This window comes from Nocardiopsis sp. NPDC006198 (genome assembly GCF_040613895.1).
GTDB classification, from domain to species: Bacteria; Actinomycetota; Actinomycetes; order Streptosporangiales; family Streptosporangiaceae; genus Nocardiopsis; species Nocardiopsis tropica.
This window is the reverse complement of sequence record NZ_JBEXSY010000005.1, coordinates 68,483-94,455: the sequence shown is the minus strand read 5'-3', so window position 1 is coordinate 94,455 and position 25,973 is coordinate 68,483. Positions and strand designations below refer to the sequence as shown.

At 74.1% G+C, this 25,973-nt stretch carries 24 protein-coding genes and 1 CRISPR repeat array; of the genes, 10 read left to right on the top strand and 14 right to left on the bottom strand.

The annotated features are described in order from the left end of the window. Positions 1-51 precede the first annotated feature (51 nt). Complete coding sequence (locus ABZ234_RS05710) at positions 52-1,488, top strand: trehalose-6-phosphate synthase (RefSeq protein ID WP_355011151.1); 1,437 nt, start codon at positions 52-54, stop codon at positions 1,486-1,488. Positions 1,489-1,822: 334 nt separating this feature from the next. On the opposite strand, the gene ABZ234_RS05705 is transcribed toward ABZ234_RS05710, so the two are convergent. Together ABZ234_RS05705 and ABZ234_RS05700 are read right to left on the bottom strand one after the other, a co-directional pair. Further along, positions 1,823-2,422 (bottom strand): GrpB family protein, encoded by a 600-nt coding sequence (locus tag ABZ234_RS05705; RefSeq protein ID WP_352986841.1) that lies wholly within the window; start codon positions 2,420-2,422, stop codon positions 1,823-1,825. 399 nt (positions 2,423-2,821) lie between these two features. Next, entirely contained in the window at positions 2,822-3,988 is a 1,167-nt protein-coding gene (locus ABZ234_RS05700; protein ID WP_355011150.1) for a S8 family serine peptidase, read from the bottom strand. Between the two features lie 230 nt (positions 3,989-4,218). Here ABZ234_RS05700 and ABZ234_RS05695 point away from each other — a divergent pair, with 230 nt between their 5' ends. After that, positions 4,219-4,503: a DUF3263 domain-containing protein gene (locus ABZ234_RS05695; protein WP_267947912.1), complete on the top strand. Its 285-nt coding sequence runs from the start codon at positions 4,219-4,221 to the stop codon at positions 4,501-4,503. Between the two features lie 309 nt (positions 4,504-4,812). Next, positions 4,813-5,640, top strand: coding sequence for a trehalose-phosphatase (gene otsB / locus ABZ234_RS05690; RefSeq protein ID WP_267947911.1), 828 nt, complete (start codon positions 4,813-4,815; stop codon positions 5,638-5,640). Here otsB and ABZ234_RS05685 read toward each other — a convergent pair. After that, positions 5,609-6,640 carry a serine hydrolase domain-containing protein gene (locus tag ABZ234_RS05685; RefSeq protein WP_267947910.1) on the bottom strand — a complete coding sequence of 344 codons (1,032 nt, stop codon included), beginning with the start codon at positions 6,638-6,640 and terminating at the stop codon, positions 5,609-5,611. The two genes, otsB and ABZ234_RS05685, sit on opposite strands and share 32 nt — an antisense overlap. Before the next feature lie 210 nt (positions 6,641-6,850). On the opposite strand from ABZ234_RS05685, the gene argJ reads away from it, so the two are divergent. After that, positions 6,851-8,011, top strand: coding sequence for a bifunctional glutamate N-acetyltransferase/amino-acid acetyltransferase ArgJ (argJ, locus tag ABZ234_RS05680; protein ID WP_355011149.1), 1,161 nt, complete (start codon positions 6,851-6,853; stop codon positions 8,009-8,011). Between the two features lie 123 nt (positions 8,012-8,134). Here the strand turns inward: argJ and ABZ234_RS05675 are convergent, their stop codons facing one another. Beyond that, the gene (locus tag ABZ234_RS05675) at positions 8,135-9,733 is read right to left on the bottom strand and encodes an MFS transporter (protein ID WP_355011148.1); all 1,599 of its coding nucleotides are present in this window, start codon (positions 9,731-9,733) and stop codon (positions 8,135-8,137) included. 146 nt (positions 9,734-9,879) lie between these two features. Here ABZ234_RS05675 and ABZ234_RS05670 point away from each other — a divergent pair, with 146 nt between their 5' ends. After that, complete coding sequence (locus ABZ234_RS05670) at positions 9,880-10,542, top strand: TetR family transcriptional regulator (RefSeq protein ID WP_267947907.1); 663 nt, start codon at positions 9,880-9,882, stop codon at positions 10,540-10,542. A 197-nt stretch (positions 10,543-10,739) separates the two neighbouring features. Here the strand turns inward: ABZ234_RS05670 and ptsP are convergent, their stop codons facing one another. The 6 genes from ptsP to ABZ234_RS05640 form a co-directional block, all read right to left on the bottom strand. Continuing rightward, positions 10,740-12,440, bottom strand: a complete 1,701-nt coding sequence (ptsP, locus tag ABZ234_RS05665; protein WP_344185196.1) for a phosphoenolpyruvate--protein phosphotransferase — start codon at positions 12,438-12,440, stop codon at positions 10,740-10,742. 560 nt (positions 12,441-13,000) lie between these two features. After that, positions 13,001-14,041 carry a zinc-dependent dehydrogenase gene (locus ABZ234_RS05660; protein WP_355011147.1) on the bottom strand — a complete coding sequence of 347 codons (1,041 nt, stop codon included), beginning with the start codon at positions 14,039-14,041 and terminating at the stop codon, positions 13,001-13,003. A 110-nt stretch (positions 14,042-14,151) separates the two neighbouring features. After that, positions 14,152-14,595 (bottom strand): PTS sugar transporter subunit IIA, encoded by a 444-nt coding sequence (locus tag ABZ234_RS05655; protein WP_267947904.1) that lies wholly within the window; start codon positions 14,593-14,595, stop codon positions 14,152-14,154. Continuing rightward, positions 14,585-14,893: a PTS lactose transporter subunit IIB gene (locus ABZ234_RS05650; protein WP_267947903.1), complete on the bottom strand. Its 309-nt coding sequence runs from the start codon at positions 14,891-14,893 to the stop codon at positions 14,585-14,587. Before ABZ234_RS05650 ends, ABZ234_RS05655 begins: the two co-directional genes overlap by 11 nt. Beyond that, positions 14,890-15,999, bottom strand: a complete 1,110-nt coding sequence (locus ABZ234_RS05645) for a PTS mannitol transporter subunit IICB (RefSeq protein ID WP_355011146.1) — start codon at positions 15,997-15,999, stop codon at positions 14,890-14,892. The genes ABZ234_RS05650 and ABZ234_RS05645 overlap by 4 nt, the downstream gene beginning before the upstream one ends. Before the next feature lie 145 nt (positions 16,000-16,144). Next, positions 16,145-16,906 (bottom strand): DeoR/GlpR family DNA-binding transcription regulator, encoded by a 762-nt coding sequence (locus ABZ234_RS05640; RefSeq protein ID WP_267947901.1) that lies wholly within the window; start codon positions 16,904-16,906, stop codon positions 16,145-16,147. A gap of 334 nt (positions 16,907-17,240) precedes the next feature. Here ABZ234_RS05640 and pfkB point away from each other — a divergent pair, with 334 nt between their 5' ends. The 3 genes from pfkB (at position 17,241) to ABZ234_RS05625 (ending at position 18,879) form a co-directional block, all read left to right on the top strand. Beyond that, on the top strand, positions 17,241-18,182 hold the full coding sequence (gene pfkB, locus ABZ234_RS05635) for a 1-phosphofructokinase (RefSeq protein WP_267947900.1): 942 nt from the start codon (positions 17,241-17,243) through the stop codon (positions 18,180-18,182). Between the two features lie 64 nt (positions 18,183-18,246). Then, positions 18,247-18,516 (top strand): HPr family phosphocarrier protein, encoded by a 270-nt coding sequence (locus tag ABZ234_RS05630; RefSeq protein ID WP_267947899.1) that lies wholly within the window; start codon positions 18,247-18,249, stop codon positions 18,514-18,516. A 165-nt stretch (positions 18,517-18,681) separates the two neighbouring features. Beyond that, entirely contained in the window at positions 18,682-18,879 is a 198-nt protein-coding gene (locus ABZ234_RS05625) for a hypothetical protein (RefSeq protein WP_267947898.1), read from the top strand. 108 nt (positions 18,880-18,987) lie between these two features. Here the strand turns inward: ABZ234_RS05625 and ABZ234_RS05620 are convergent, their stop codons facing one another. The 4 genes from ABZ234_RS05620 to ABZ234_RS05605 all read right to left on the bottom strand — a co-directional run bounded on the left by ABZ234_RS05620 (position 18,988) and on the right by ABZ234_RS05605 (position 23,550). Further along, positions 18,988-19,878, bottom strand: coding sequence for a dihydrodipicolinate synthase family protein (locus ABZ234_RS05620; protein WP_355011145.1), 891 nt, complete (start codon positions 19,876-19,878; stop codon positions 18,988-18,990). Between the two features lie 188 nt (positions 19,879-20,066). After that, a CRISPR array of direct repeats spans positions 20,067-20,584; the repeat unit is 29 nt; unit sequence GGGTCCATCCCCGCGTGCGCGGGGAGCAC. A 201-nt stretch (positions 20,585-20,785) separates the two neighbouring features. After that, the gene (locus tag ABZ234_RS05615; protein WP_355011144.1) at positions 20,786-21,250 is read right to left on the bottom strand and encodes a MarR family winged helix-turn-helix transcriptional regulator; all 465 of its coding nucleotides are present in this window, start codon (positions 21,248-21,250) and stop codon (positions 20,786-20,788) included. A gap of 132 nt (positions 21,251-21,382) precedes the next feature. Continuing rightward, positions 21,383-22,138: an SDR family oxidoreductase gene (locus tag ABZ234_RS05610; RefSeq protein WP_344185201.1), complete on the bottom strand. Its 756-nt coding sequence runs from the start codon at positions 22,136-22,138 to the stop codon at positions 21,383-21,385. Between the two features lie 155 nt (positions 22,139-22,293). Then, positions 22,294-23,550, bottom strand: coding sequence for an MFS transporter (locus tag ABZ234_RS05605; protein ID WP_355011143.1), 1,257 nt, complete (start codon positions 23,548-23,550; stop codon positions 22,294-22,296). Positions 23,551-23,693: 143 nt separating this feature from the next. On the opposite strand from ABZ234_RS05605, the gene ABZ234_RS05600 reads away from it, so the two are divergent. Together ABZ234_RS05600 and ABZ234_RS05595 are read left to right on the top strand one after the other, a co-directional pair. Continuing rightward, positions 23,694-24,620, top strand: a complete 927-nt coding sequence (locus ABZ234_RS05600; protein WP_355011142.1) for a LysR family transcriptional regulator — start codon at positions 23,694-23,696, stop codon at positions 24,618-24,620. A gap of 73 nt (positions 24,621-24,693) precedes the next feature. Continuing rightward, a complete protein-coding gene (locus tag ABZ234_RS05595) occupies positions 24,694-25,947 on the top strand; it encodes an MFS transporter (protein WP_355011141.1) in 1,254 nt (417 codons plus the stop codon). Positions 25,948-25,973: the final 26 nt, after the last annotated feature.

The following is a 25,973-nucleotide window of genomic DNA, read 5'->3' as shown; positions in this document are numbered from 1 at the left end:
ACCGCCCCGGCGGCGGCGACGGCCCATCCGCACCTTCGAGAGGACGACCACGTGGACAAGGCCCAGATCCTCATCGCCTCCAACCGGGGACCGGTGTCCTTCTCCACCGCCGACGACGGTTCTCTGGAACAGCGTCGGGGCGGGGGCGGACTCGTGTCCGGCATGATCTCCGTCGCCACGGAGATCGACAGCCTCTGGGTGTGCGCCGCCCTGTCCGACGCCGACAGGCGGGCGGCGGAGGAGGCGCCCGGGGCCAGGCTGGACCGCGCGCACGACCTCGGCGGCATGCGGGTCCACATGCTGGACATCCCCGAGCGGACCTTCCAGGGCGCCTACACCGGGGTCGCCAACTCGACCCTGTGGTTCGTGCAGCACATGCTGTACGACATCCCGAACAAGCCGTCGTTCGGCTCGGAGTTCCGACGGCAGTGGGACGACTACACCGCCTACAACAACGCGTTCGCCGAGGCCCTGGTCACCGGCGCCGCGGACGGCGCCCGCGTGGCCGTGCAGGACTACCACCTGGCGCTGGTGCCGCGCATCCTGCGCGCCCGCCGCCCCGACCTGCGCATCGCGCACTTCTCGCACACGCCGTGGGCGCCGCCGGAGTACTTCCGGATGCTGCCCGGGCACGTCGCCCGCGAGCTGCTGGAGGGCATGCTCGGCGCGGACCGGCTCGGTTTCCTGAGCCCCCGCTGGGCGGACGCGTTCCTGCGCTGCTGCGCGGAGATCCTGCGCGCGGAGGTGGACTTCGCCCGGCGCACCGTGGAGTACGGCGGCCGGCTGGTCGGCGTGGGCGTGCACGCGCTCGGCGCGGACGAGGAGGGGCTGCGCGCGAGCGCCGCCGAGCCGGCCGTGGCCGCGCGCCGCGAGACCCTGCGGGAGGCCGTCGGCGACACCCGGCTCATCGTGCGGGTGGACCGCACCGAGCTGTCCAAGAACATCGTGCGCGGGCTGGAGGCGTACCGGGAGCTGCTGACCTCCCACCCGGAGTGGCGGGGCCGGGTGACGCACCTGGCGTTCGCCTACCCGAGCCGCGGGGACGTGCCCGAGTACCGCGAGTACACCGACGCGGTGCTGCGGACCGCCAAGGAGATCAACGAGGAGTTCGCGACCCCCGAGTGGACGCCGCTGGTGCTGGAGGTCAACGACGACTACCCGCGGTCGCTGGCGTCGTTCCAGATGGCCGACGTCCTGCTGGTCAACCCGACCCGGGACGGCATGAACCTGGTGGCCAAGGAGGGGCCGGTGCTGTCGGAGCGCGACGCGGTGCTGGTGCTCTCGCGCGAGGCCGGCGCCGCCGACGAGCTGGGGCGGCACGCCCTGCTGGTCAACCCCTACGACACGCTGGAGACCGCGGAGGCGCTGCACCGCGCCCTGTCGATGCCCGAGGACGAGCGCCGCAAGCGCCGGGAGGGGCTGGCGGAGGCCGCCGTGGCCCTGCCGCCGCGCCGGTGGTTCCAGGACCAGCTGCGGTCCCTGGACTGACGCGGCCAGGCCGTGCCACGGCCACCACCCGAAGTCCCGTCGACAACGGCCCCGCTCAAGCTGCTCGACGTCCGTAGGGGCATCCGGGGGCGGTGGACGCGTCCAGCGGCCCCGAGCCGGACCGCGCGGGGCCCCGGGCGCGCGTTCCGGGGCGGACGACGCGGGTCCTGGGGCGCGGGCCCCCGGGGCCCCGACGCCCGACGGGGCCCGCAGAGCGCCTCCGTCCCGGCCGGGGCCCGTCGTCGGGGCCCGGGGCGGCCTGCCGAGGCCCGGCGGCCTGCCGGAGGGGGTCGGCGGGGCGCTCCGCACGGGTTCGCGCCCCGCGCCGCGCGGATCAGTCGTCCGGGGACGCCGTCCGCCGCGCCCGCGCCTCGTCGAGGAGCTGCTCCACGACGGCGGTCTTGGCGTCGGCGTAGTCCTGGATGCGGTCCCAGGTGCGCTCGGCCAGCTCGCGTTTGACCGCGGTGTAGCGTTCGCGCGCCCCGGCGTCGGCGATGAGGTGGTCCCGGAAGAGACGCATCCGCTCCACCTCCTCGCAGCCCTCCCCGAACACGTGCAGGTTGAGGTTGATGTCCGGCCCCTTGAGGACCCGGTGCTCGTACCAGTCGGGCTCCCTGATCACCACGGAGTACCCGGCGGCCAGCAGGTCGGGCAGGTAGGAGGGCTCGTCGGCGGGGTCGGCGACGACCAGCAGCAGGTCGACGCACGGCTTCGCGGCCATGCCGGGGACCGCGGTCGATCCCACGTGCTCGAAGAGGAGCACGCGGTCGCCGAGGGCTGCGCGGACCTTCTCCGACTCGCGTTTGAACAGGTAGGGCCACTTGGCGTCGTACTGGGAGATGTGGACACGGCCGTTGACGAGGTTGCGGGAGTCGGGGGAGGCGACCGGCGGAGCACCTCGTGAGGGCAACGGCGATGCTTCGAGGGGAGACATTCTCCAAAGCCTTGTCCCCCTGGGAGCCCGCGTCAAGAGCGTCCGAGCGTGCTTACATATGCACGCGCAGACGTCACATCACGGGCTGTGGGCCGGGTGTGACGAGCCGCGACGCTTCTCGCCCCGGAGGGCCGGAAGTGCCTTCCGGAAGGGCTCCGCGGGGCCCGCGCGCCCTCGGGCCCCGGCTCCGGCGCGGCCCTCCGCGCGCCGCCCGGCGGGGGACGGCGGCGGGCGGGGAACCGCGTCCACCGGGCCGGGCGGTCCCCTCCGACGCGGGGCGGTCCGCCGCCCGGCACAGGGGCACGCCGCAAGACCCAGGGGCGCGTCACGCGCGAACGGGCCCGCACACACCGGCGCCCGCCCCCGGGCGGGGGCGGGCGCGGCGGGCGTCGGCCCGGATCAGTCGCCGCGCGTCTTGCGGCGGCGGCCGCCCCTCGGCTTGCGGCGGCTCGCGGGACCGGCCTCGGCGGCCCGCTCGGCGGCGATCTGCTCGTCCTCCTCGCGGCGCTCGGCCTCCACCCCGTAGGGGTCGGCCGTGCTGCGGCGGATCCAGACGACCAGCAGGACGACCCCGAGGACCACGACGGCGCCGACGGTGACGAACCACGCCCAGACGGGCACTCCCCCCGACTCCTCCCCCTCGTTCACGAGCTCCTCGTCGATGAGGGGGATGTCCTGCGCGATCCCGGCCGCCTGCGTCTGCGCGCTGGGCAGGTGCAGGGCGGGCAGTCCTCCGGGACCCTGCTGGGCGCCCTCGACCAGGGCCTCGCGGACCTGTTCGGGGCGCAGCTGCGGGAAGTCCGCGCGCAGGAGCGCGGCGGCGCCGGCCGCCATGGCGGCGGCGTACGGGGTGCCGGTCACCTGGACCTGCCCCATGTCGGGTCCGGCGGTCTCCAGGTCGGCCCCGGGGGCCGTCAGCCCGACGCCCGCGACCTCCGGCGAGCCCGGGATGAGCTCGCCGCTCTCGGCGGTGCCGGCGACCGTGAGGACGTTCGCGTCGTCACGGCCCCCGGCCGGGCCCACGACCAGGGCGCCGTTGCGGACCGCGTCCTGGGTGGCGCCGGTCAGGTCCACCGACTCGTCGGTCTCCGGGAGCAGGATGACCTGGGCGCCCTCCTCCGCGGCGAAGCGGATGGCGGCGGGCAGCTCGTTCCCGGTGGGCAGCACCAGGAGCTCGGAGGCGGGCGCCACCCCCAGCACGCCGCCGTCGGCGTCCATGCCGTGGCCGTGCCCCGCGACCAGGGCGGCGGCGCCGCTGCCCTCGTCCCGGTCGCCGTCCTCACCGAACTGCGTGTCGACCGTGACGTTGTCCACCAGGTCGGGGTGGTCCTCGTAGACGGCGATCCCGGGCAGCGCCACGGTGATGCCCTGGCCCTGGGTCTCCTCCCAGAGCTCCCGGGCCCCGATCGCCTGGAGGCCCCACTGCTCCGGGCTCAGGTCCGGTTGGCCATCGGCCGCGGCGGGGACCGCCGTCAGGCCGAGGACGGCGACGGCCGCGCAGGCCGCGGCGGTCCCACCAAGAACATGGCGTGTGTGTGTCCTGTCACGACTGTTGCCCCCGAGCACGTCTGGCTCCCTCGAACGATGCGGTCGACGTTCCACGCGGCCCTCCCCGGACCTCCCCAATCCTGTCATGAGCACAGGATTCAGGCGTGGACAAGTGACCCCAGGGGTAGAGAACGTAACTGTATCCCTGCTGCCAGTCCTGTGTTTTCGGGTCCGCATACGGCATGTCGAGTCGCTAGCATGAGTCGCGCCGATCCGGACAAACCAATTTCCCGTCCAGGGGGTGTCCCATGCCGAATATCGGTCCGACCGGAGACGGTCAGTCGGCCCTCGCCGAACGCGAACAGCGCATCCTCGCCTTCGAACGCCAGTGGTGGAAGTTCGAGGGCTCCAAGGAGCAGGCGATCCGTGACGAGTTCGGGTTCTCCGCGACCCGTTACTACCAACTGCTGAACGGGCTGGTGGAACGCCCCGAAGCCCTGGCGTTCGACCCGATGACGGTCAAGCGCCTGCGCCGGCTGCGCGCCGACCGCCGCCGCCAGCGCAACGCACGTCAGCTGGGCATCCAGCTCTGAGCCCCTTCCGCCTTCTCTTTTCGGTCACGTGAACGCGGTACCCGCCCGGGGCGACGACCTCACCCCGCGGGCAGCGTTCTCCACCGGATCCCCCGGGCGTGTCGCACCGGCCGATCCCGGCGCACCGCCCCTCCCCGGCCGGGGACGCCGACCGCCGCCGGGGATCCCGCCGCAGACCGGGACTCCCGCCACCGCGACCCCGGTCCGGACCGGGCGCACGGGCTCTCCGGCGCTCCGGCTCTCCGGCGCTCCACCCGCCCTGATCCGCCCGCCCCGCCCCCGTGCGCGGCCCCACCGGAAAGGCCCTCCATGACCCTGCCCCGACCGAGCACGGACGCCGGACGCGCCGCGCTCGACGCCCTCGTCACCGACCCCGGACGCGCCCTGGCCGCCTTCGACTTCGACGGCACGCTCTCACCGATCGTGGACGACCCGCGCGAGTCCGCGCCCTACCCGGGGATCGTGGACACGCTCGCCGACCTGGCCGGGCTGATCGGCTCGGTCGCGATCATCACCGGGCGGCCCGCCGCCGCGGCGGTCGCCATGGGCGGGCTGGAGCGGGTCCCCGGCATCACCGTGCTCGGCCACTACGGCGCCGAGCGCTGGGAGGGCGGAGAGGTCCTGGCCGCCGACCCGCCGCCCGGCGTGGCCCTCGTCCGGGAGGAGCTTCCCGGCCTGCTCGCACGGGTGGGCGCGCCGGAGGGCACCTGGATCGAGGACAAGGGCCGGTCGTTGAGCGTGCACACGCGGCGCACCGCCGATCCCGACGGCGCGCTCGCCCTGGTCGCCCCCGCCCTGGCGGAGCTGGCCGAGCGGGCGGACCTCCGGCTGGAGCCGGGCCGGATGGTGGTCGAGCTCCGTCCACAGGGTGTGGACAAGGGCGCGACGCTCACCGCGCTGGTCGAGGAGACCGGTGCGGGCACGGTGCTCTACGCCGGGGACGACCTCGGCGACCTGCCCGCCTTCGGGGCCGTGGCCGCCCTGCGCGGGAAGGGCCTGCCCGGTCTGACCGTGTGCTCCTCCTCCGACGAGGTGACCGCGGTGGCCGAGGCCGCCGACCTGGTCGTGCCCGGCCCCGCCGGGCTGGCGGAACTGCTCGGGGAGCTCACGGCGGCGATCCGTGGGCCTGGGGCGTGAGCGCCGAGCGCGCCGCCGAGCGCAGGTCCCCCAGCCCGACCCGGTCGCGCCCGTAGTGCACGGCGTTGGTGAGCACGCCCACGTACCGGCCGCTCTCCGGGTGCAGGAACAGGCTCGTCCCCGTGAACCCGTTGTGGTGGACCACCCCCTCGGGGGTGATCAGCCAGCCGAGCCCTCGCCACAGGCGCTGACCGGCGTCGACGTGCGGCTGCCAGCTCTCCCGCACGAACGGCGAGGGCACGGGGCCCGACCCGCCCCCGTGGAGCCGCAGCACCTCCCGGGCGTACGCGCCCAGGTCGATGGCGGTCGAGAACACGCCCGCGTGCCCCGCCACACCGCCCATCAGCGCCGCCGCCTCGTCGTGCACCACGCCCCAGGCGGGCGCGGCGCCCGGCAGGCGGCGCTCGGTGGGCGCCACGGCCGGTGACCGCGCCAGCGGCCCGTAGGCGGTCGAGCGCATCCCCAGCTCGTCCCACAGGTCGCCGGCGAGCCGGTCCAGGCCGGTGTCGTAGAGGCGTTCCAGGAGCAGGCCGAGCAGGATGAACCCCCGGTCGACGTAGCGGTACCCGGGCTCCTCCAGCGGATCGGCGAGGATGGCCTCGGCCAGGTCCTGGTCGGCGCCCACGTAGCGCTCCAGCCACGTCACCGGGTTGAGCCTGGCCGTGTGGGTGAGGATCTGGCGCGTGGTCACCGAAGCGCCCGGCAGCCCCTCCGCGTCCAGGTATTCGGACATGGGGGCGTCCAGGTCCAGCACCCCCTCGGCGACCGCCCGGCCGACCAGGGGCCAGGTCGCCATCACCTTCGTCAGGCTCGCCACGTCGTAGGCGACGTCCGGAGCGGTGTCGCTCTCGCCGTCGGTCCGCCCCACCGCGACGAACTCCCACATGCCGCCGGTGCCGATGACGGCGGCGCCGCCGGGCAGCCATCCGGCGTCCACCATCACCTTCAGGACGCCGCGGATCCGCGCCCCGGTCTCCGTGAGCCAGTCACCATCACGCACAACACGTCTCCCCCCGGTCTGCTCCCCCTCGGCGGATACCCCGTTATCCGGTCGTTGTCACACGGTCGCCCAAGGGGCACAGGACGAAACCCGTGCAGGTCAAGACCGTAATGCGGCCCCGTGTCCGCGAGGGCGCGGACCGGGGCACGGGGCGCGTCCGGCCGCGGGGCCGCGGAGTAGTGTGGCGCCGGAGAAGCCCCGAGGAGGACCATGAGCAGCCAGACCCCCGTACCCGCCGGATTCCGCGGCGTGGCCGGAAACATCGGGATCAAGGACCCGAAGGACGACTTCTTCGCGGTCGTGTCGGAGGTCCCCGCGAACGTGTCGGCCGTGTTCACCAGGTCCCGGTTCGCCGGGCCGAGCGTGCTGCTCAGCCGCAGGACGGCCGCGGACGGCCGGGCGCGCGGCGTCACCGTGATCGCCCGCAACGCGAACGTGGCCACCGGCCGGGTCGGCGACGACCACGCCCGCGAGCTGCAGGAGGGCGTGGCCCGCGCCGCCGGGGTGGCCCCGGAGGAGGTCCTGGTCGCGTCGACCGGTGTGATCGGGCGCCCCTACCCGATGGAGAAGGTGCGCGCCCACCTGGAGGGGCTGCCCGCGGAGTTCCCCCCGGCGGACCTGGACCGCGCGGCGGGCGCGATGATGACCACCGACACCCACCCCAAGGCCGCCTCCGCCCGGGTGGGCGGCGCCACCGTCACGGGCATCGCCAAGGGCGTCGGCATGATCGAGCCGAACATGGCGACCATGCTGGCCTGGTTCTTCACGGACGCCGAGCTGGAGCAGCCGGTGCTCGACGAGGTGTTCCGCCGGGTGGTGGACCGGACGTTCAACGCGCTGAGCATCGACACCGACACCTCGACCAGCGACTCGGCGGCGGTGTTCGCGAACGGGCTGGCGGGTCCGGTGGACACCGCCGCCTTCGAGGCCGCCCTGTACGAGGTGGCCCTGAAGCTGGTGCGCATGATCGCCTCGGACGGCGAGGGCGCGGGCAAGCTCCTGGAGGTGCGCGTCACCGGTGCGCGCGACGACGCGCAGGCCAAGGTCGTCGCCAAGGCCGTCGTGAACTCGCCCCTGGTCAAGACCGCCGTGCACGGCGCCGACCCGAACTGGGGCCGGGTGGCGATGGCCGTCGGCAAGTGCGAGGAGGAGACCGACATCCTGCCGGAGAACGTGCGGATCGTCTTCGGCGACGTGGAGACCTACCCCGCCGAGCCCTCGGACGAGGTCCTGGAGCGCGCCTCGCAGCACATGAAGGGCGACGAGGTCCTGATCGGCGTCGACCTGGGGATCGGCGGCGGGGAGTTCACCGCCTACGGCTGCGACCTGACCGAGGGCTACATCCGGATCAACGCCGACTACACCACCTGAGCCGGCGGGGCCGGGCGGGGACCGCCGTCCCGGCCCGGCCCGCGCGGGGCGGGCGCTCGGCGGAGGTCCCGCCGGGCGCCCGCCGTCCCGCGCGCGGCGGGGCCGGAGCCCCGCCGGGCAAGCTCAGATGTGCACGGCCGGACCGTCGGTCATCCTCCCCGAGCGCATGAGGAGCGACAGCGCCGCCGCCGCCAGCATGACCGCGGCGGCGATGGTGAAGGCCAGGTGCAGGCCGTCCATGAAGGCGAGGTTGCTGGCCTGGGTGACGGCGGCCGCGACCTCCGGGGAGGCCCCCTCCGGCAGGACCGCGCCGCCCTGGGCCACGACGCTCTGCATGTCGACGAGGTCGTCCGCGGAGGGCTCGGCGAGCCCCGCGCCCGCGAAGTGGCCGGGCAGGGTGGAGACGATGGTCGCCGACATGACCGCGCCGAGCACCGCGGTGCCGAGGGAGCCGCCGAGCTGCATGGCGGCCTGCTGCACCGCCGAGGCGACCCCCGCCAGGCGCACGGGCGCGTTGCCGATGATCGCGGCGGTGGCGCCGGTCATGATCAGGCTCAGTCCCGTGCCGAGCAGGACGAAGGCGGCCGACATGAAGACCACGCCGGTGTCGGTCTCCAGCCGGGACAGCATGAACATGCCCGCCGAGGCCAGCAGCAGGCCGACCGTCGTGGGCGGACGGGCTCCGACGCGGTCCAGGACCCGTCCGGCGATGGGCGAGGTGACCGCCATGAGCGCGGTCATGGAGATGAGCTGGAGCCCGGTCCGGGCGGGGCTCATGCCCTGGATGCCCTGGAGGTAGAAGGTGATGAAGAACAGCGACCCCATCAGGCTCAGCGCCATGGCCACCGTGAGGAGCGTTCCGATGGAGACCGAGGGGTTGGCGAACAGCGCGAGGGGCAGGAGCGGCTGTTCCGGTCGGCGCTCCCAGAGCAGGAAGGCGCCGCCGAAGAGGACCGCGGCGGCGAGCGAGGCCAGCGTGACCGGGTGGCCCCAGCCCGCGGCGGGCGCCTCGACGAGGGCCCAGACCAGGGCGAAGATGGCGACGCTGATCAGCACGATGCCGGGGACGTCCATGCGGCTGCCGGGGTCGGTCGCGCGGTTGGCGGCGAGCAGCCACAGGCCGAGGGCCAGGGCGGCGGCGCCGACCGGGACGTTGATGTAGAAGACGGCCTCCCAGCCGAAGGCGTCCACGAGGATGCCGCCGAGGATCGGTCCGCCGGCCGTGGCCGCCCCGATGAGGCTGCCGAAGACGCCGAAGGCCCGGCCCAGCTTGCTGGGCGGGAACCCGGAGCGCAGCAGGCCCATCGCCGAGGGCAGGAGCAGGGCTCCGAAAACCCCTTGCAGGACGCGGAAGGCGATGAGCATGGCGACGCCCGAGGACAGCGCGATCGCCACCGAGCTGAGCACGAAGCCGACCACGCCCACCAGGTACGTGTTGCGGTGGCCGAACCGGTCCCCGATCTTGCCCGCGGTGATCAGGAAGACCGCCAGTCCGAGCAGGTAGCCGTGGGTCACCCACTGGAGCTCGGCGAGCGAGGCCCCCAGGCTCGCGCCGATGGCGGGGTTGGCGACGGCCACGATGGTGCCGTCCAGCGCCACCATCATCACCCCGAAGGCGATGGCGACCAGGGTCGCCCAGGGGCTCTCCCGGAGCCGTCCCCGCGGCGCGGGCGGACCCGCGCCCTCCGCTCCCGTGGTCACCGGTTCCGTCGCCGCCGTCATGTGGCCCCCCGCTCGTCGTCCGCTTGCGAGCGTGATTATGACAGTGGCTGACAGATTACAGCAACTGCTTTTTGTCAGTGACTGACGTAATCTGTTTCACTGTTGTATCCTCGTGGCGAAGCAACCGACACGTGGGAGGCCGCTCCATGGCCGCGACGAGCGCCGAGCCCTGCCAGACCCCGGCGGAGGCCGGGCTGCGCGAGCGCAAGAAGGCCCGGATGCGGGAGTCCCTGCTCGACGCGGGGCTGCGGCTGTTCCACGAGCACGGCTACCAGGGGACCACCACCGAGGAGATCGCGGCCTGCGCCGGGGTCTCCCAGCGCACGTTCTTCCGCTACTTCGCCTCCAAGGAGGACGTCGTCCTGGAGGCGGTCGAGGGCGTGGACGAGTACCTGTACGCCGCCCTGCGCTCCCGGCCCGCCGACGAGCCCCCGTTCACGGCCCTGCGCAACGCGATGCACGAGCACTGGGGCTACCTGGACCGCGAGTCCCTGCACATCCAGGGCAGCGCGATGGGCGTCATCACCGGCAACCCCGAGCTGATCGACCTCAACGCGCGCTACTGCCTGAGCAGGCAGCTGCGGCTGGCCGGGGTGATCGGCGAGCGCACCGGCACGGACCCGGACACCGACCCGCGCCCGGGCGTGCTCGCCGCCGTGTTCCTCTCCGTCATCACCAGCGCCCACCAGGCGTGGTGCGGCTCAGGGTCCAGGGACACCGACGACCTGGCCGAGGCGATCCGCGACCGGCTCGCCCTGGTGCCCGAGGTGGTCTGCGGGACCTGGGAGCCCCCCGCCACCGCGTCCTGACCCCCGGGGGCGGGCGGCGGGCCGGGTGCGGGACCCCGGCGGCGGCTTCCGGCCGGGGTCCCGGGCGCGGGGGCGCCCCGGCACGCGGGGCCGGGGCAGGCACGCGGGGCCCGGGGCCGTCCGGTCCGGCGGCACACGAGAGCGCCCACGTCCCGGCGGGACGTGGGCGCGTGGGGCTCCGGACCGGTGTCAGCGGATCAGTCCACGGTCTCCGGGTGGGCGGCCGAACGCACCGCCTCGCGCGCCCGGCCGGCGCTGGAGGCGGCCGTCGCCAGCTCGGCCAGGCGGCGGCACTCCCCCTGGCTGTGGCGGGCCAGGGCGTGGCGCACCGCGGGGAGCGCGGGGGCCGACATCGACAGGCTGGTCGCCCCCAGGCCCACCAGCACCAGGGCGAGGAGCGGGTCGGCGGCGGCCTCGCCGCACACGCCCACCGGGCGCCCCGACCGCTCGCCCGCCGCGCCCACGGCGCCGACCAGCGCCAGGAGGGCGGGCTGCCACGGGTCGAGCAGGTCGGGAAGGGTGCCCAGGGTGCGGTCGGCGGCCATCGTGTACTGGGCGAGGTCGTTGGTGCCGATCGACACGAAGTCCACGCGGCTCATCAGCCGGTCGGCGAGCAGCGCCGCCCCCGGGACCTCGATCATCACACCGGCCTCGCGGATCCCGGCCTCGCGCGCCAGCGCCACGAAGTCGGACGCCTCGTCGGGCGTCGACACCATCGGCGCCATCACCCGCACCCGCGCGCCCGTCTCCTCGGACGCGGCGGCGATCGCGGCGAGCTGGTCGGTCAGGAGGCCGGGGTGCACGCGGGAGGTCCGGAACCCCCGCACGCCCAGGGCCGGGTTGTCCTCGTGGCCCGTCTCCACGAACGCCAGCGGCTTGTCCGAGCCCGCGTCCAGGGTCCGCACCGTGACGGTCCGCCCCGAGAACTCCTCGAACAGCCGCGTGTAGGTGTCGGTCTGGGCGGCCACCGTCGGCGGGTCGGCGCGGTCCAGGAACAGGAACTCGGTGCGCAGCAGGCCCACGCCCTCGCTGTCGTGCGCGCCCGCCTCCTTGGGGTCGCCCTCCCCCGCGTTGAGCAGCAGGGCGACGGGGACCCCGTCCTCGGTCCGGCCGGGGCCCGTGGACTCCGCGAGCAGGGCGCGCCGGCGCTCGGTGCGCCGCAGCATCCGGTCGGCCAGCTCGGCGTCGGGCTCGGGCTCGACGGTCCCCGCGTCGCCGTCCAGCGCCACCGGGACCCCGTCGCGCAGGGTCTCGGCCCCCGGACAGCCCACCACGGCGGGGATGCCGAGCGCACGGGCCAGGATCACGGTGTGGCTGGTGGGTCCGCCGAGGCGCGTGACGATCCCGAGCACCTGCTCGGGGTCGAGCCGGACGGTGTCGGCGGGGGCGAGGTCGTCGGCGACCAGCACGTGCGCGACACCGGGGTCGGGCAGACCGGGCATCGGAAGGCCGAGGAGCAGGGCGGTGGCGCGGTCGCGGATATCGGCGAGGTCGGCGGCGCGCTCCGCCAGGTAGCCGCCGGCGGCGAGCATCAGCTCCTGGTAGGCGCCGCACGCGGAGTGCACCGCCCATGCGGCGGGCTCGCCGGCCTCGGCTCGCTCCTCGACCCGCCGCCCCAGCTCGGGGTCGCGGGCCATGAGCGCCAGCGCGCCCAGCACCGCGGCGGCCTCGCCGGTGAGCTGCGCGGCCTGGGCGTCGAGCAGGTCGGCGACCTTCTCCAGGGCCCCGCGGGCGGTGGACGCCTCGGTCCGGGGGTCGCCGGGCTCGGGCCGCTCCGCCGGGAGGGCGGGCGGGTCGGCCATCCGGGCGACCGGGCCGACGGCGACGCCGGGGCTGGCCGGGATGCCCGACAGCCGGGTGGCACCGGCGGTGGGCGAGGGGTGTTCGGTCTGCGCCATGGTCGCTCCGTACGTCGGTGGGCGGTGGGCGGCCCGGGGGGACGGGCCGAGGGATCTGTGCCCCGGATCGCGCCGCGGGACTCCTGGACGGGTCGGGACGGGTGCGGTCGGGGGTGGGGAGTGGGGGCGGGCTGGGCTGTGGTGCGGTGCTGGGCTGGGCTTGTGGTGCGGTGCTGGGCTGGGCTGTGGTGCGGGGGCCGGATCGGTGTGGGCCGGGTTGCCTGGCGGGCGGGGACCGGAGCCGGGTCGGTGCGGGTCGGGCTCCCGGGCCGGGCCGGTGCGGGGTCAGGGCACCGGAGGGGCCGGGGAGGAGGTCGCGGGTCGGGGGGACCGGGGCGCTCCGCCGGGTCGGCGGCGGCTGCCGGGCAGCACGGTGCCGGACGGGCCTTCGGCCCCCCTGTATCAAGCAAACCCCGGAACGGCCGCGCCCGGTAGGGGCTGTGGACAACCCCGCCGTGGACCGGACCGTAGGGGCCGCCCCCGGCGGGGTGGCCCCTACGGCCCGGCCCCGGGCGGAGGCCCGTCACCGCCTCCGTCCCGGGTCCGCGCCCGAGCGGGGCCTACGGCTGGATGGTGACCTTGATGGCGGTGCCGGAGGCGACCGTCTCGATGGCCTTGTGCACGTCCGACAGGGCCATGCGCTCGGTGATCAGGTCGGCCACGGGGACGGCGCCGGACGCGATCAGCTCCAGGGCGCGGCGGTTGTGCTCCGGGCTGGAGCCGTTGGCCCCGAAGATGGAGATCTCCCGGTAGTGCACCAGGTTGGAGTCCAGCTGGATGATCGGCGCGTCCTTGGGCAGGCCGCCGAAGAAGCTGATCCGGCCGCTGCGCGACACCATGCGCAGGGCGTCCTCCTGGGCGCGCCCGGAGGCGGCGGCGGTGATGACCACGTCGGCGCCCCGGCCACCGGTCAGCTCGAGGACCGTCTCGACCGCGTCGACCTCCTCGCCGCAGATGGTGGCGTCCGGCTGGACGATGTTCGCGGACATGTCGAGGCGGCCGCGGTTGATGTCCACGAGGAACACCTTCGCGGCGCCCTTGGCGCGCGCCAGCCGGACGTGCAGGCAGCCGATCGGGCCGGCGCCCATGACGACGACCGTGTCGCCCTCGCCGACCCCGGCGATCTCCTGGCCGTTGAGCACGCAGGCGAGCGGCTCGGCGACGGAGGCCTCCGCGAGGTCGATGTTCTCGGGCACCCGGTTGACCCCGTCCACGGCCAGGACCGACTCGGGGATGATCATGTACTCGGCGAAGCCGCCGTCGTAGTGGTAGCCCATCGACTCCTGGTTGGAGCACACCGTGAAGCGGCCGTCGGCGCACTCGACGCAGGTGCCGCAGGGGATGGCCGCGATGACCTGGACGCGGTCGCCCTCGGCCCAGCCGCTGACGCCCTCGCCCACCTCCACGATGCGCCCGGCGATCTCGTGGCCGATCACGCGGGGCGGACGGATGTGGTGGTGGCCGTGCCGGGAGATCTTCACGTCCGTGCCGCAGGTGGAGCAGTTGACGACGGCGATCTTGAGCTGTCCGGGTCCGGCGGTCGGCTCGGGGGCCTGCTCCAGTCGGATGTCACCGGGCGCGTAGAAGCGGGCGACGAGCATGTTCGGGCCTTTCTGGTGGTGCCCCGCCGGGCCGGGTCCCGGCCCGGCGGGTGAAGTGGTGGACTGACCGGCCGGTGGGCCGGCGCGGGGGGCCTCGTGGGTGGGGCCGCTCAACCGCTCCGGCCGGGGCCGAGCAGGTCGATGACCTCGTCCGGGGTCGCGGCGGAGCGCAGGCGCGCCGCCTTCTCCGGGTCGGTGAGCACCCCCGCCAGGGACGAGAGCACGCCCAGGTGCTCCTCCCCGGAGGCGGCGATGCCGATGGCCACGTACACGGTGGGCCCGTCCCAGTCGACCCCGTCGGGGAACTGGAGGACGGCCAGCGCGGTCTCCTTGACCAGGGCCCGCCCGGCGTCGGTACCGTGCGGAATGGCCACTCCCTCGCCCACGAAGGTGGGGACGGAAGCCTCGCGTTCGTGCATGGCGGCCACGTAGCCCGGCTCGACGGAGCCCAGTTCGACCAGGAGCGCACCGCACTGGTCGATGGCGTCGGCCTTGTCGGCGGCGACGCGGCCCAGGCGCACCGCGTCGGCGGTCAGGGCGAGGTCAGTCGGCAAGGGTCTCCCCGTTCCGGATGGCCTGCTCCAGACGCGCGAAGGCGGGGTCGCCCAGGAACATCTGGAAGCCGACCACGACGGTGTCGGGCACCCGGGTCTTCGCACGCGCGACCAGGCCCGCCTGGCACAGGACGACGTCGGCGGTGTCCGGGATGCGGTCCACCGCGGAGTGCTCGACGGTCACGCCGTGGGGCGAGAGGGTCTTCTTCAGCTGGGAGGTCAGCAGGACGCTGCTCCCCATGCCGGCGTCGCAGGCGACGACGACCTTCTTGATGTCCGACCCCTGGATGCTGCTCATGCTGTGGTCTCCTGGTTCTCTGCAGCGGCCTGCTTGGCCTTCTCCTCCTTCGCCGCCTTGCGCTCGGAGCGGCCGAAGCCGAGCAGGAGCGAGGCGAGGACGAACGAGACGATGGTGGCGGCGACGACACCGGCCAGGACGCCGAGGTGGCCTCCGGGCGGGGTGACGGCCATGAGGGCGATGATGCTGCCGGGCGACGCGGCCGAGACGAGCCCGGCGTCCATGACCATGAAGGTCGCGACACCGGACATGCCGCCGCCGATCACGGCGAGGATCAGCTTCGGCTGGGCGAGGATGTACGGGAAGTAGATCTCGTGGATGCCGCCGAAGAGGTGGATGACGATCGCGCCGGGCGCGGTGGCGCGGCTGACCTTCGGGCCGAAGAGCATGCAGGCCAGGAGGATGCCCAGACCGGGGCCGGGGTTGGCCTCGATGAGGAACTCGATGGCGCTGCCCTCGGCGAGCGCGCGGGCCGAGCCCAGCGGGGTGAAGACGCCGTGGTTGATGGCGTTGTTGAGGAAGAGGACCTTGGCGGGCTCGACGATGATCGACACGAGCGGCAGCAGGCTCATGTCGATGAGGAACTGCACGCCCGCGCCCAGGGCGTCGGCGATGGTCCGGACGACCGGGCCGATGACGTAGGCGCCGAGGATCGCCAGGAGCGCGGCGAGGATGCCCGCGCTGAAGTTGTTGACCAGCATCTCGAAGCCGGCCTTGATGCGCGGCTGGACGAGCCGGTCGAACTGCTTCATGAGGTAGGCGGCGAGCGGGCCCATGGCCATCGCGCCCAGGAACATGGGGATGTCGGCGGAGACGATGACGCCCATGGTGGCGGCCGCGCCGACGACGCCGCCCCGCTGCGCGTACACCAGGGTTCCACCGGTGTAGGCGATCAGCAGCGGGAGCAGGAACTTGATCATCGGGTCGACGAGCTGGCCCAGGTACTCGTTGGGGAGCCAGCCGTCGGGGATGAACAGGGCGGTGATGATGCCCCAGGCGATGAACGCGCCGATGTTGGGCATCACCATGCTGGCAAGGAACCCGCCGAAGCGCTGGACGCCGGAGCGCACCGCGGTGAGTCTGCCGCTGCTCTGCTGTGTGGACATGGGGGACCTCCTGGGAGGTTCGACGGGCGGTCTGCCGCGCCGGTGTGGGGAGAAGGTGACGGGGTGGGGCGCCCGGGAGGGACGGGGCGGCCGGTTCAGGACGGTGAACCGTCGTCCCCGGCGCCGTGCCGGGCGCCCGGTCTGGTCAGACCACCTGGACGCGGGGTCCGGAGGCCTCCAGTTCTTCGGCGAGCCCTGTGGCGAGCCCGGTGTCGGTGATGACCAGGTCGAGGTCCTCGACCGCGGCGAAGCGGGCGAAGTGGTCGTTGCCGACCTTGGTGTGGTCGGCGAGGAGCACCGAGCGCCGCGCGGACTTGATCATGGCGCGCTTGACCTCGGCCTCGGCGGGGTCGGGAGTGGTGAGCCCGCGTTCGACGGAGACGCCGTTGCTGGCGATGAAGGCCACGTCCACGTAGGACTCGGCGAGGGACCTCAGTGCCCAGGCGTCGACGGTCGCCTGCGTGCGTGTGCGCAGTCGGCCGCCGAGAAGCATGAGGTTGATGTTGGTGCGCGGAGTGAGCGTCAGCGCTATGGACAGGGAGTTGGTGACGACGGTGAGCTCCCGGTCGGCGGGAAGCTGTTCGGCGAGGCGTCCCGTGGTGGAGCCGGCGTCGAGCAGGATCGCGCCCTCGTCGGGGAGTTCGGCCAGGGCGGCCTTGGCGATGCGCTCCTTCTCCTCTGTCATCACGGAGTCGCGCACATTGAGCGTGGGCTCGAAGCCCAGCCGCTCGACGGGGATCGCGCCACCGTGGACCCTGCGCAGCACACCGTGGCGCTCCAGCGCCGTGAGGTCGCGACGGATGGTCTCGTAGGTCACGTCGAACTCCGCGGCGAGCCCCGTCACGTCGACCCGGCCGTCACGGCGGGCGCGCTCGAGGATCACCTTCTGGCGCTCTTCCGCGTACATGTTGGATCACCTGTGTTTCGGTGTGGTTTTCGGTGAGTTTAATCGTGTTGCCTGGGACACACAAGGGGTACCCCTACCCAATATCGCAGCAATCTCGCCGAAGCCCCACGCCCGGAGCGCGCCGATCGGGCAGTCTGACCAGGGAGAGCGGAGCGTGAACATCTGAGCACCCCTGGAGGCGTCCGGGCCGCGAACCACACATCGCACCCCACGCCCCGCCTCCGAACCGGAAACCCGGACACAATAGTGTTGACATACACAGACAAACACACATAATCAAAGGCAGTCCCACATCCGGGCCGGGCTGGGCGCGGACACCTCGAAGAGAGAACCGATGATCCTGACCCTCACCCCCAATCCGAGCGTGGACCACACCCTGGAGGTCGAGCGCCTCATACGGGGCGAAGTCCTGCGGGTGTCGGCCACCCGTGCGCAGGCGGGCGGCAAGGGCGTCAACGTCGCAAGGGCCCTGCGCGTGGCGGGCGTCCCCACGAGGGCCGTCCTCCCCGTGGGCGGAGGCGGCGGCGCCGAACTCGTCACCCTGCTCGGCGACCTTCCCTGCGTCACCGTCCCCATCGCCGGGGAGACCCGGGCCAACGTCGCCGTGACCGAGACCGACGGCACCACCACCAAGCTCAACGCCCCCGGCCCCACCCTGACCCCCGGGGAGACCGACGCGCTCCTGGCCGCCCTGGAGGACGAGCTGTCCGCGGGTCCGGAGTGGGTGGTGGCGAGCGGCAGCCTCCCGGCCGGCGCGCCCGACGACCTGTACGTGCGCGTGGCCGAACTCGCCGCCTCCTACGGGGTGGCGCTGGCCCTGGACACCTCGGGCAAGCCCCTGGAGGCGGCGGCCCGCGCCGGGTCGGTGTCGCTGCTCAAGCCCAACCACGAGGAGCTGGCCGGGCTCATCGGCCGGGAGCTGCCGACGGTCGGCGACGTCGTCGGCGCCGCACGCGAGGTCCTGGGGTGGGGCAACAGCTCCGCCCTGGTGACCCTGGGGGGCCACGGTGCGATACTCGTGGACCCCGAGAACACCTGGTGGGCACGCGGACCCGAGGTCCGCACGCGCAGCACGGTCGGCGCGGGCGACTGCTCCCTCGCCGGGTTCCTGGGCGCGGGCGACTCCCCCGTCGAACGGCTGCGGCACGCCGTGGCCTGGGGCACCGCCGCGGTGTCCCTGCCGGGAACGACCGTCCCCTCCCCCGGGGACGTGGCCTCCGACTCGATCACCGTGGTGGCCGACCCCGACCCCCTGTCGCCGGTCGACCAGCTCTGACGTTCCGAAACCGTGAACAGGCCGGGACCTCCCCCCGGCCGACGACTACTCCCCGAGGACTGACATGCCCCAGCGCACCGTGGCCATCGGCTCGCCCCAAGGCCTGCACGCACGCCCGGCCTCCCTGTTCGTCCAGGCCGTCAACGCGTCCGGCCTGCCCGTCACCGTCGCCCGCGAGGGCGGCGACCCGGTGGACGCGCGCAGCGTGCTCGCGGTGATGGCGATGGGCGCGAAGCACGGCGAGACCGTGACCCTCGCCGCCGAGGAGTCCGAGACCTCCGACAAGGTCCTGGACGAACTGGTGGAGATGCTGGCCACCGACCTGGACGCCTGACCCGGGTCGGGACCCCGGAGCCCGGTACCGTCGCGCGGCGGTACCGGGCTCCGGCCTGTCCGGGGTGTCGGGGATGCCCGGGATGCCCCGGGTGTCCGGCGGCGCCGCGCCGGGGAGGGCCGGTTCGCCCTGGCCCCGCCCGCCCGCCGGGGCTACGGTTGCGCCATGGACTCCTCGCGTGACGACACCGCCCTCCGACCCTCCGGGATCTGTCGGCGGGGGCACCACGACTGGAAGCACGACGCCCCCGGGGCGAAGCGGAAGATCTGCACCCGGTGCCGTTCCATGTCGATGACGAACTACTGCGACTGCGCCGAGTGCCAGGCCGCCGACCCGGACGGCACCGCCGGCCCCGTCTTCTGACCGGGTCCCCGCCCGCTCCCGCTCTCAGCCCCGCGTGTGCGAGGAGCACGGCCCTCATCTTCTGGAGGCAGCGGGCCGGTACCCACCCGGTGGACGTGCCCGTGTGGCTCAGGCCAGGCGCAGTTCCTCGACCAGGCGGGCCACCTGCTCCCGCTGGGCGGCGGCGAGGCCCAGGAGCGGACGCGGCAGGCAGTGCGGGGGGACCAGCTCCAGGTGTTCGGCGATCGCGGCCGTCACGCGCAGGCTGCCGTGGGCGGCGAACATCTCCCACAACGGCCGCAGGCGATCGGACTCGGCGACGGCGGCCTCGGAGTCACCGTTGAGAGCGGCTTTCACCAGGGGCAACACCGTGTTGGGCACAGTGCCGCCCAGCACGGAGAACCAGGTCCGGCAGCCGGCGTTCAGACCGGTGGCGGCCGCGCCGTCACCGGAGACGCCGATGCTCACGTGGTCGGGAACAGCCTCTCGGACCGCGGCGACGTGCTCGCGGGCGGCGGTCGGATCCAGCGGCACCGGGGGGATCTTGATCGCGGCCACCTTCGGCAGCGCGGCGATGCGCGCGTACAGCTCGTTCGAGAAGGTGAAGTGCGTCGTGCCCGGGTTGTCGTAGACCACCAGCGGCACCGACAGCTCCGCGGTGACCTCCTCGTAGAGCCCGAACACGTCGTCGTCGGTGAGCGCCTGGTAGCTCATCGGGGCCAGCAGCACACCGGCCGCACCGACTTCCTGGGCGTCCCGGGCCAGCGCCCGCACATGAGAGGTGCGCAGCGCTCCGATGCCGACGATCACCGGGGTGTCGCCCGCCGAGCGCACGGCGGTGCGGGCCACCCGGCGGCGCTCCTCACGGTCGAGGTAGGCATAGGAACCGGTCGAACCCAGCGCGCCGATCGAATCGACGCCCGCCTGAACCAGGCGGGCGATGAGCCCGGCGTAGGCGCGCTCGTCGAAGCGGTCGTCGTCCAGCGGGGTCAGGGGGAAGGCGCTCAGTCCTGTGAACACGGTGTCTCCTGGTCGATCGAGGCGAAGGCGGTTGCCAAGCGGGCGGTGAAGGCGTCGACGTGCCCGTGAGCGGAAGTCCGGCTCACCCGTGGTCGGCCGGGTTCTCGACCACGGCCGCCCCCGAGGCTCTCGCCAACGGGAACCACAGTTAACCCCCTCTGTCGCCTCGACCACGGCAGAGCACGAACGAGCCCGCCCCCGCGTGCGCGGGGAGCACCCGGTAGATCCTGCTGACGAAGGTCGCGTGGCGGGTCCATCCCCGCGTGCGCGGGGAACACTGGAGCGTCACCGAGCTGGCAGAGCACGGAGGAGGTCCATCCCCGCGTGCGCGGGGAACACACATTGCGACCAGGGAAGACCGGGAACTCACGGGGTCCATCCCCGCGTGCGCGGGGAGCACAGGTCAGGTGGTGCGTAGGGGACGCAGCAGGAGGGTCCATCCCCGCGTGCGCGGGGAGCACAGTGCTCTGCTCGACCCGGACGCCCCGAATCTGGGTCCATCCCCGCGTGCGCGGGGAGCACCCCTCCAGAAGGCGCTGGGCGTCACCGCGGACGGGGTCCATCCCCGCGTGCGCGGGGAGCACCCGCTCCAGGTCGCACTCCCCCTCGGCGTCCTGGGTCCATCCCCGCGTGCGCGGGGAGCACCAGGCCATGCAGGCGTTCAAGAACGGCAACACGGGTCCATCCCCGCGTGCGCGGGGAGCACAGTCGATGACCTGGTGCCCTACCAACGGCAAGCGGCCATTTTCCCCACTTGTCGAGAGTCGGACACCAGCACGGAAAGGCCTCGAACGATAAAGAACAGCGTGGTTTCGGCGGAAGCCTCAGGCCCGACCGACTCACAGAAACCGATCATCCCGCACCTCCGCGCCGGGCGCACCCGGGAAGACCCGGCGAGCCCCGAGGGTCAGACCGCGCCCCCGGTGTTGCCGATCATCCGCCGGAGCACCTTGAGCGCGGTGACGTAGTCGGCGTCGTCGATGCCCTCGTGGATCGCGTCGCGGATCGCCGGGGCGTTCCGCTTGAGGCCGACGCGGGCCTCCTCCCCCGCCTCGGTGAGCCACAGCCGCCCCTCGCCGTCGCGGGTCAGCCAGCCGCGCCCGAGCAGCGGCTCAGCCTCTGCCGCGAGATCGTCCTCGGGCCTGAGGTAGGAGGCCATGGCCTCGCGCAGCTCGGGAACGGTCCTCCCCTTCCCGTCGGGCGAGAGGTCGTTCTCCGACAGGTTGCGCAGCAGCCAGAACTGGGGCTGGGTGTAGCCGAGTTCGGCCTGGCGCGCGCGGGTGAACGCGATGAGGGATTCATAGGCGACCCCGGTCCAGTACGCGGCCGGCTGGGCGGCGAGTGCGGCGTCGGAGGGGTTCTGCGTCGTCATGGCGAGGGCCTTCCACGGAGGATCGGTCGAGACCCCCACCGTAGAACCTCAACATTAGTTGACATCAAGGCCCCGGTCCGGCGCCGCTACGGCCCGACCCCGGTCTGGGGCCGGGCCGCAGCGGTCGCCGGGTCAGCCCTTCACGCGGTGGACCTTGTGCTGGGCGGCCTGGGCGCGCGGGCGCACCACCATGAGGTCGATGTTCACGTGCGGGGGCCGGGTGATCGCCCACACGATGGTGTCCGCGACGTCCTCCGCGCTGAGCGGGTCGGGCACGCCCTCGTAGACCGCCGCGGCCCTGTCCGCGTCCCCCCGCAGCCGGTTGAGGGAGAACTCCTCGGTCATGACCATCCCGGGGGCGACCTCCAGCACCCGGACCGGCTCCCCGCACAGCTCCAGCCGCAGCGTGGCGGCGACGGAGTGGGCGCCGTGCTTGGCCGCCACGTACCCGCCGCCGCCCTCGTAGGCCACGTGCCCGGCCACCGAGGACACCACCAGGACGGTCCCGTCACCACCGGCGATGAGCTTGGGCAGCAGCGCCTGCGTCATGTTGAGGACGCCGATGACGTTGACCTCGTACATGGTCCGCCAGTCGGCGGGATCGGCGGTCGCGACGGTCTCGGTGCCGATGGCGCCGCCCGCGTTGTTCACCAGCACGTCGCAGGCGTCCAGGGACTCCGCGAAGGCGTCCACCGCCGGGCGGTCGGTGACGTCGAGGACGTGGGCGCGGGCGCTGTGGCCCTCCTTGACCAGTTCGTCGGCCAGCGCCTCGATGCGGTCCGCGCGGCGGGCCACGAGGACCACCTCGTAGCCCTCCGCCGCCAGTCCGCGCGCGGTGGCGGCCCCGATCCCGCTGCTGGCTCCGGTGACGACCGCGGTCGCTGTCATGGTGGTTCCCTCCCCGCGAAACTGCTTGTCGCGCCGAGCGTATCCGGTGGCCTCCCGGGTCGATCCCGGCAGGTCGGACCCGCCGGGCCGAGGCCCCGCCGCCGAGGGCCGCCCGCGGCCCCGGGCGGCCCTCGGCGGGTCCGGAACCCCGCCCCTCAGCGGGGGTTCGACGGGGCCCGGCCCGCCAGGGCGACCACCAGGGCTCCCAGGACCAGGGCCCCGGCCAGCCAGGTCACCGGTGCGGTCCCGGCCGCGTCGAGGACGCGCCCGCCCGCGAACGCGCCCAGCGCGATGCTGGCGTTGAAGACCCCGACGAAGACCCCGGAGGCGGTCTCGCGCTCCCCCTGCGCCGAGGCCATCAGCCAGGACTGGACGCTCACCGACACTCCCCCGTAGGCCAGCCCCCACACGGCCACCAGCGCCCCGGCCGCCATGGCGCCCCCGCCGAGGAGCGGCACGAGCAGCACCGATCCGGCCAGCAGGGCCGCGATCACCGCGACGGTGGCGCGCGGCGCCCGTGCGGCCCGGGGACCCGCCGCGAAGTTGCCGAGCACGCCGGCGACGCCGTAGACCAGCAGCATCGTGCCGATGAGCCCGGCCCCGAGGCCCGCCGCGTCGGCCAGGACCGGCCGGACGTAGGTGTAGGCGGCGAAGTGGCCGGTCACCAGCAACCCGGTGACCAGGAAGGCGGTGACCACACGGGGGTCGCGGAACAGGCCCGCCGCACCTCCGGGCCGCGCCGCCCCCTCCGGGGGGAGCGCGGGGAGGAGGAGCGCCAGGGCGACCGCCACCAGCAGGGCCAGCCCCGCGAACGCCGCGAAGGCCGCCCGCCACCCGGCCAGGGCGCCGACGAACGCGCCGACGGGCACCCCCAGGACGGACGCGACCGCGATACCGGCGAAGATCACGGTCGTGGCCGCGCCGACCGACCCGCCCGGCACCAGGCGCGGGGCGAGCGGCGCGGCCAGCGCCCAGACCCCGCCCATGCCGACGCCCATCAGGACCCTGGCGGCGACCATCACCGCGAAGTCCGGCGCGAGCGCGGACACCAGGTTCGCGGCGCAGAGCAGCAGCAGGAACCCCACGAGGGCCGTGCGGCGGTCCGCGCGGACGACCGCCGCCGGGACGAAGGGGGCGGAGGCCGCCGCCACCAGGCCGGTGATCGTCAGGGTGAGCCCCGCGGTGCCGCCGGTGACGCCCAGGGAGTCCCCCATCGGCGTCAGCAGTCCCACCGGCAGCATCTCGGAGGTGACCGCGGTGAAGGTCGCGGCGGCCACGGCGGCGACGGCCGCCCACCCCCGGGCCGGGGAAGACGGAGGCGGGGCCGCCGGGCGGCCCCGGTCGGACGGAACAGGTGGTCGGGGCTCGTGACGCTGCCCCTCGGGGTTCTCCCCCGTACGCGCGGTGGTCATGGGCACCAGCCAAGACCCGGGAGGCGGCCGGAACAACGGCGAACCGCTCATGCTTCCATGAGGGAGGTTCATCGATCCCGGTGCGCGGCCCCGGGACGTGACCGGCGCCACGACGGCGCGCACACGAGCGGGGGCGGGGCCGGGTGAAGGGCATCGAGATCCGGGAGCTGGAGTGCTTCCTGGTCCTGGCGGAGGAGCTGCACTTCGGCCACGCGGGCGAGCGGCTGTTCGTGTCGCAGAGCAGGGTCAGCCAGCTGCTGCGCTCGCTGGAGAACCGGGTCGGCGCGCCCCTCGTGGACCGGACGAGCCGCCGCGTGTCGCTCACGCCTTTCGGCGAGGAGTTCCTCGCCGCGCTGGGGCCCGCCTACCGCACCCTCGCGGCGGTGGTGGACGGGGCCCGCGAGCGCGCCCGGGACGGGCGGCGCCGGTTGCGCCTCGGCTTCCAGTGTTGGGTGAACGGCCCCGTGGCCACGGCCGTCCGGGTGTTCGAGGAGCGGGCCCCCGACTCCCGGGTGGACATCGTGGAGATCACGCTCTCGGACCCGTTCGGGCCGCTGCGCGAGGGCGAGGTCGACGCCGCCGTCGTGCTGCTCCCCGTGCGCGAGCGGGACCTGGTGGTGGGGCCGGAGTTCTCCCGGCAGCCGCAGCGGCTCGTGCTCTCCGCGGACCACCCGCTGGCCTCGCGGTCCCGGGTCGGTGTGGAGGACATGGCGCGGGTTCCGCTCGTCCCGGTCCGGAACGCGCCCGACTACTGGCTGCGCGTGCACTCCCCGACCGCCACCCCGCTCGGCCGGACGATCCGGCACGAGTCCGGGGTGGACACGCTCCAGGAGGGGTTGTCGCTGGTCGCCGCGGGCCGGGGCGCGATGCTGCTGTGCGGGTCCACCGCGCGGTACCAGGGCCGGGAGGACATCGTGTTCGTGCCGGTCAGCGGACTCCCCGAGTCGTCGTTGGGGCTGGTGTGGCCGCGCGGGAGCACGCACCCGGGGGTCCCGGTCCTGGCGGGGGCCCTCGCGGACACCCTGACCGGTTTCTCACAGGAAACGGCTGTGGATAAATCAGTCGGCTGACAGGGTGAACGCGTGTTAGTTTGGCCGGAATTCACGCACGGGAACGACACCCCCTGACAGGAAAGCCCCTGCCATGACCGTCGCGCCGTTACGGGAGATCTCCCTCCTCCGCCGTTTCTCCGTTTTCGTCCTGGCCGCGGCCGTGGCCGATTTCCTTTTCGGCGCGGTCTTCGTCACGGTCCTCCTGGAGCGCGGGGTGGACCCGTGGCTCCTGGGCTCGGTGCTCGCCGCGGCGCACCTGGTCGGCCTGGTCGTCGAGGCGCCGAGCGGAGCGCTCGGCGACCGCTACGGGCACCGCCGGCTCATGGTGGTGGGACTGGCCCTGTGGGGAGCGGGGTTCGCGGCTTTCGGACTCGCCGACGCGCTCGCCACGACGGCGCCGGCCCTGGTCCTGTGGGCGTTCGGCTACCACCTGTACTCGGGGACGCCCACCGCGCTCGTGGTCAACCGGATCGGCAGCCGGGACCGGGCGGCCCGGATCGCGCGGACGGTCCGGTACGGACAGGTGGCGGGGAGGAGCGGCGCGGTCCTGGGGGCGGCCTCGGTCATGGTGGCGGGCGCCTGGCTGCCCGCCGACCTGCTGGTCGCCGCGGGCGGCGGCCTCCTCCTGCTGCTGGCCGCGCTCGGCCCGGTGTGCTTCCCCCCGTCGCCGGGCCAGCCGGGGCGCCGGGTCCTCGCCATCGTCGCCGAGTCGGCCTCGCTGGTGGCGGGCGTCCGGTTCCTTCCCCTGGTGGCGCTGACGGCGTCGATGGCCGTGGGCACCGCCCTCCTGGTGGTGTCCTGGCAGCCGATGCTGGTGGCCGCGCACGGCGACGACGTGCGGCTCAACGGGCTGATGCTGCTGGTGATGACGGCGGCCCTGACGGTGGGGGCCCTGTGCGCGAAGTTCCTGGACCTGCGGGACCCCCGGCTGTGGGGTCCGGCGTGCGCGACCCTGGTGGGCGCGCCCGTGGCCCTGGCCGCGCACGGGTCCGTGCCCCTGTGGGCCGGCCTCGTCGCGGGCGAGTTCCTGATCGGGCTGGCGGGCGTGCTGACGGGCGTGTGGCAGCAGACGATGTTCACCGACGCCAACCGCAACACCATGTTCTCGATGCTGGCGATGGTCGCCGGGGCTCTCGTCATGGCGACCACGCTGTCGTTCGGGTGGCTGTGGGAGCTGTTCGGCCTGCCCCGGGCGACGACGGCTCTGGCCTCGGTCGGCGTGCTCCTGGCGGTGGCGTCGGCGGTGCTCGCGCGGATCGTTCCGGACCCGGCGCGGCACGCCGAGGGGGCGCGGCCCGCGGAGGGGTCGGAGCCCGCGCCGGAGGCGGACGGTCCGCGCGGGTGATCCCGGCGGCGTCCCGGCCGCGCGGG

Bases quoted from the DNA above. Each gene is read 5' to 3' on its own strand.
- ABZ234_RS05705 (WP_352986841.1), bottom strand. From the start codon at position 2,422: ATGTCTCCCCTCGAAGCATCGCCGTTGCCCTCACGAGGTGCTCCGCCG.
- ABZ234_RS05695 (WP_267947912.1), top strand. From the start codon at position 4,219: ATGCCGAATATCGGTCCGACCGGAGACGGTCAGTCGGCCCTCGCCGAA.
- otsB (WP_267947911.1), top strand. From the start codon at position 4,813: ATGACCCTGCCCCGACCGAGCACGGACGCCGGACGCGCCGCGCTCGAC.
- argJ (WP_355011149.1), top strand. From the start codon at position 6,851: ATGAGCAGCCAGACCCCCGTACCCGCCGGATTCCGCGGCGTGGCCGGA.
- ABZ234_RS05675 (WP_355011148.1), bottom strand. From the start codon at position 9,733: ATGACGGCGGCGACGGAACCGGTGACCACGGGAGCGGAGGGCGCGGGT.
- ABZ234_RS05670 (WP_267947907.1), top strand. From the start codon at position 9,880: ATGGCCGCGACGAGCGCCGAGCCCTGCCAGACCCCGGCGGAGGCCGGG.
- ptsP (WP_344185196.1), bottom strand. From the start codon at position 12,440: ATGGCGCAGACCGAACACCCCTCGCCCACCGCCGGTGCCACCCGGCTG.
- ABZ234_RS05660 (WP_355011147.1), bottom strand. From the start codon at position 14,041: ATGCTCGTCGCCCGCTTCTACGCGCCCGGTGACATCCGACTGGAGCAG.
- ABZ234_RS05650 (WP_267947903.1), bottom strand. From the start codon at position 14,893: ATGAGCAGCATCCAGGGGTCGGACATCAAGAAGGTCGTCGTCGCCTGC.
- ABZ234_RS05645 (WP_355011146.1), bottom strand. From the start codon at position 15,999: ATGTCCACACAGCAGAGCAGCGGCAGACTCACCGCGGTGCGCTCCGGC.
- ABZ234_RS05640 (WP_267947901.1), bottom strand. From the start codon at position 16,906: ATGTACGCGGAAGAGCGCCAGAAGGTGATCCTCGAGCGCGCCCGCCGT.
- pfkB (WP_267947900.1), top strand. From the start codon at position 17,241: ATGATCCTGACCCTCACCCCCAATCCGAGCGTGGACCACACCCTGGAG.
- ABZ234_RS05630 (WP_267947899.1), top strand. From the start codon at position 18,247: ATGCCCCAGCGCACCGTGGCCATCGGCTCGCCCCAAGGCCTGCACGCA.
- ABZ234_RS05625 (WP_267947898.1), top strand. From the start codon at position 18,682: ATGGACTCCTCGCGTGACGACACCGCCCTCCGACCCTCCGGGATCTGT.
- ABZ234_RS05615 (WP_355011144.1), bottom strand. From the start codon at position 21,250: ATGACGACGCAGAACCCCTCCGACGCCGCACTCGCCGCCCAGCCGGCC.
- ABZ234_RS05610 (WP_344185201.1), bottom strand. From the start codon at position 22,138: ATGACAGCGACCGCGGTCGTCACCGGAGCCAGCAGCGGGATCGGGGCC.
- ABZ234_RS05605 (WP_355011143.1), bottom strand. From the start codon at position 23,550: ATGACCACCGCGCGTACGGGGGAGAACCCCGAGGGGCAGCGTCACGAG.
- ABZ234_RS05595 (WP_355011141.1), top strand. From the start codon at position 24,694: ATGACCGTCGCGCCGTTACGGGAGATCTCCCTCCTCCGCCGTTTCTCC.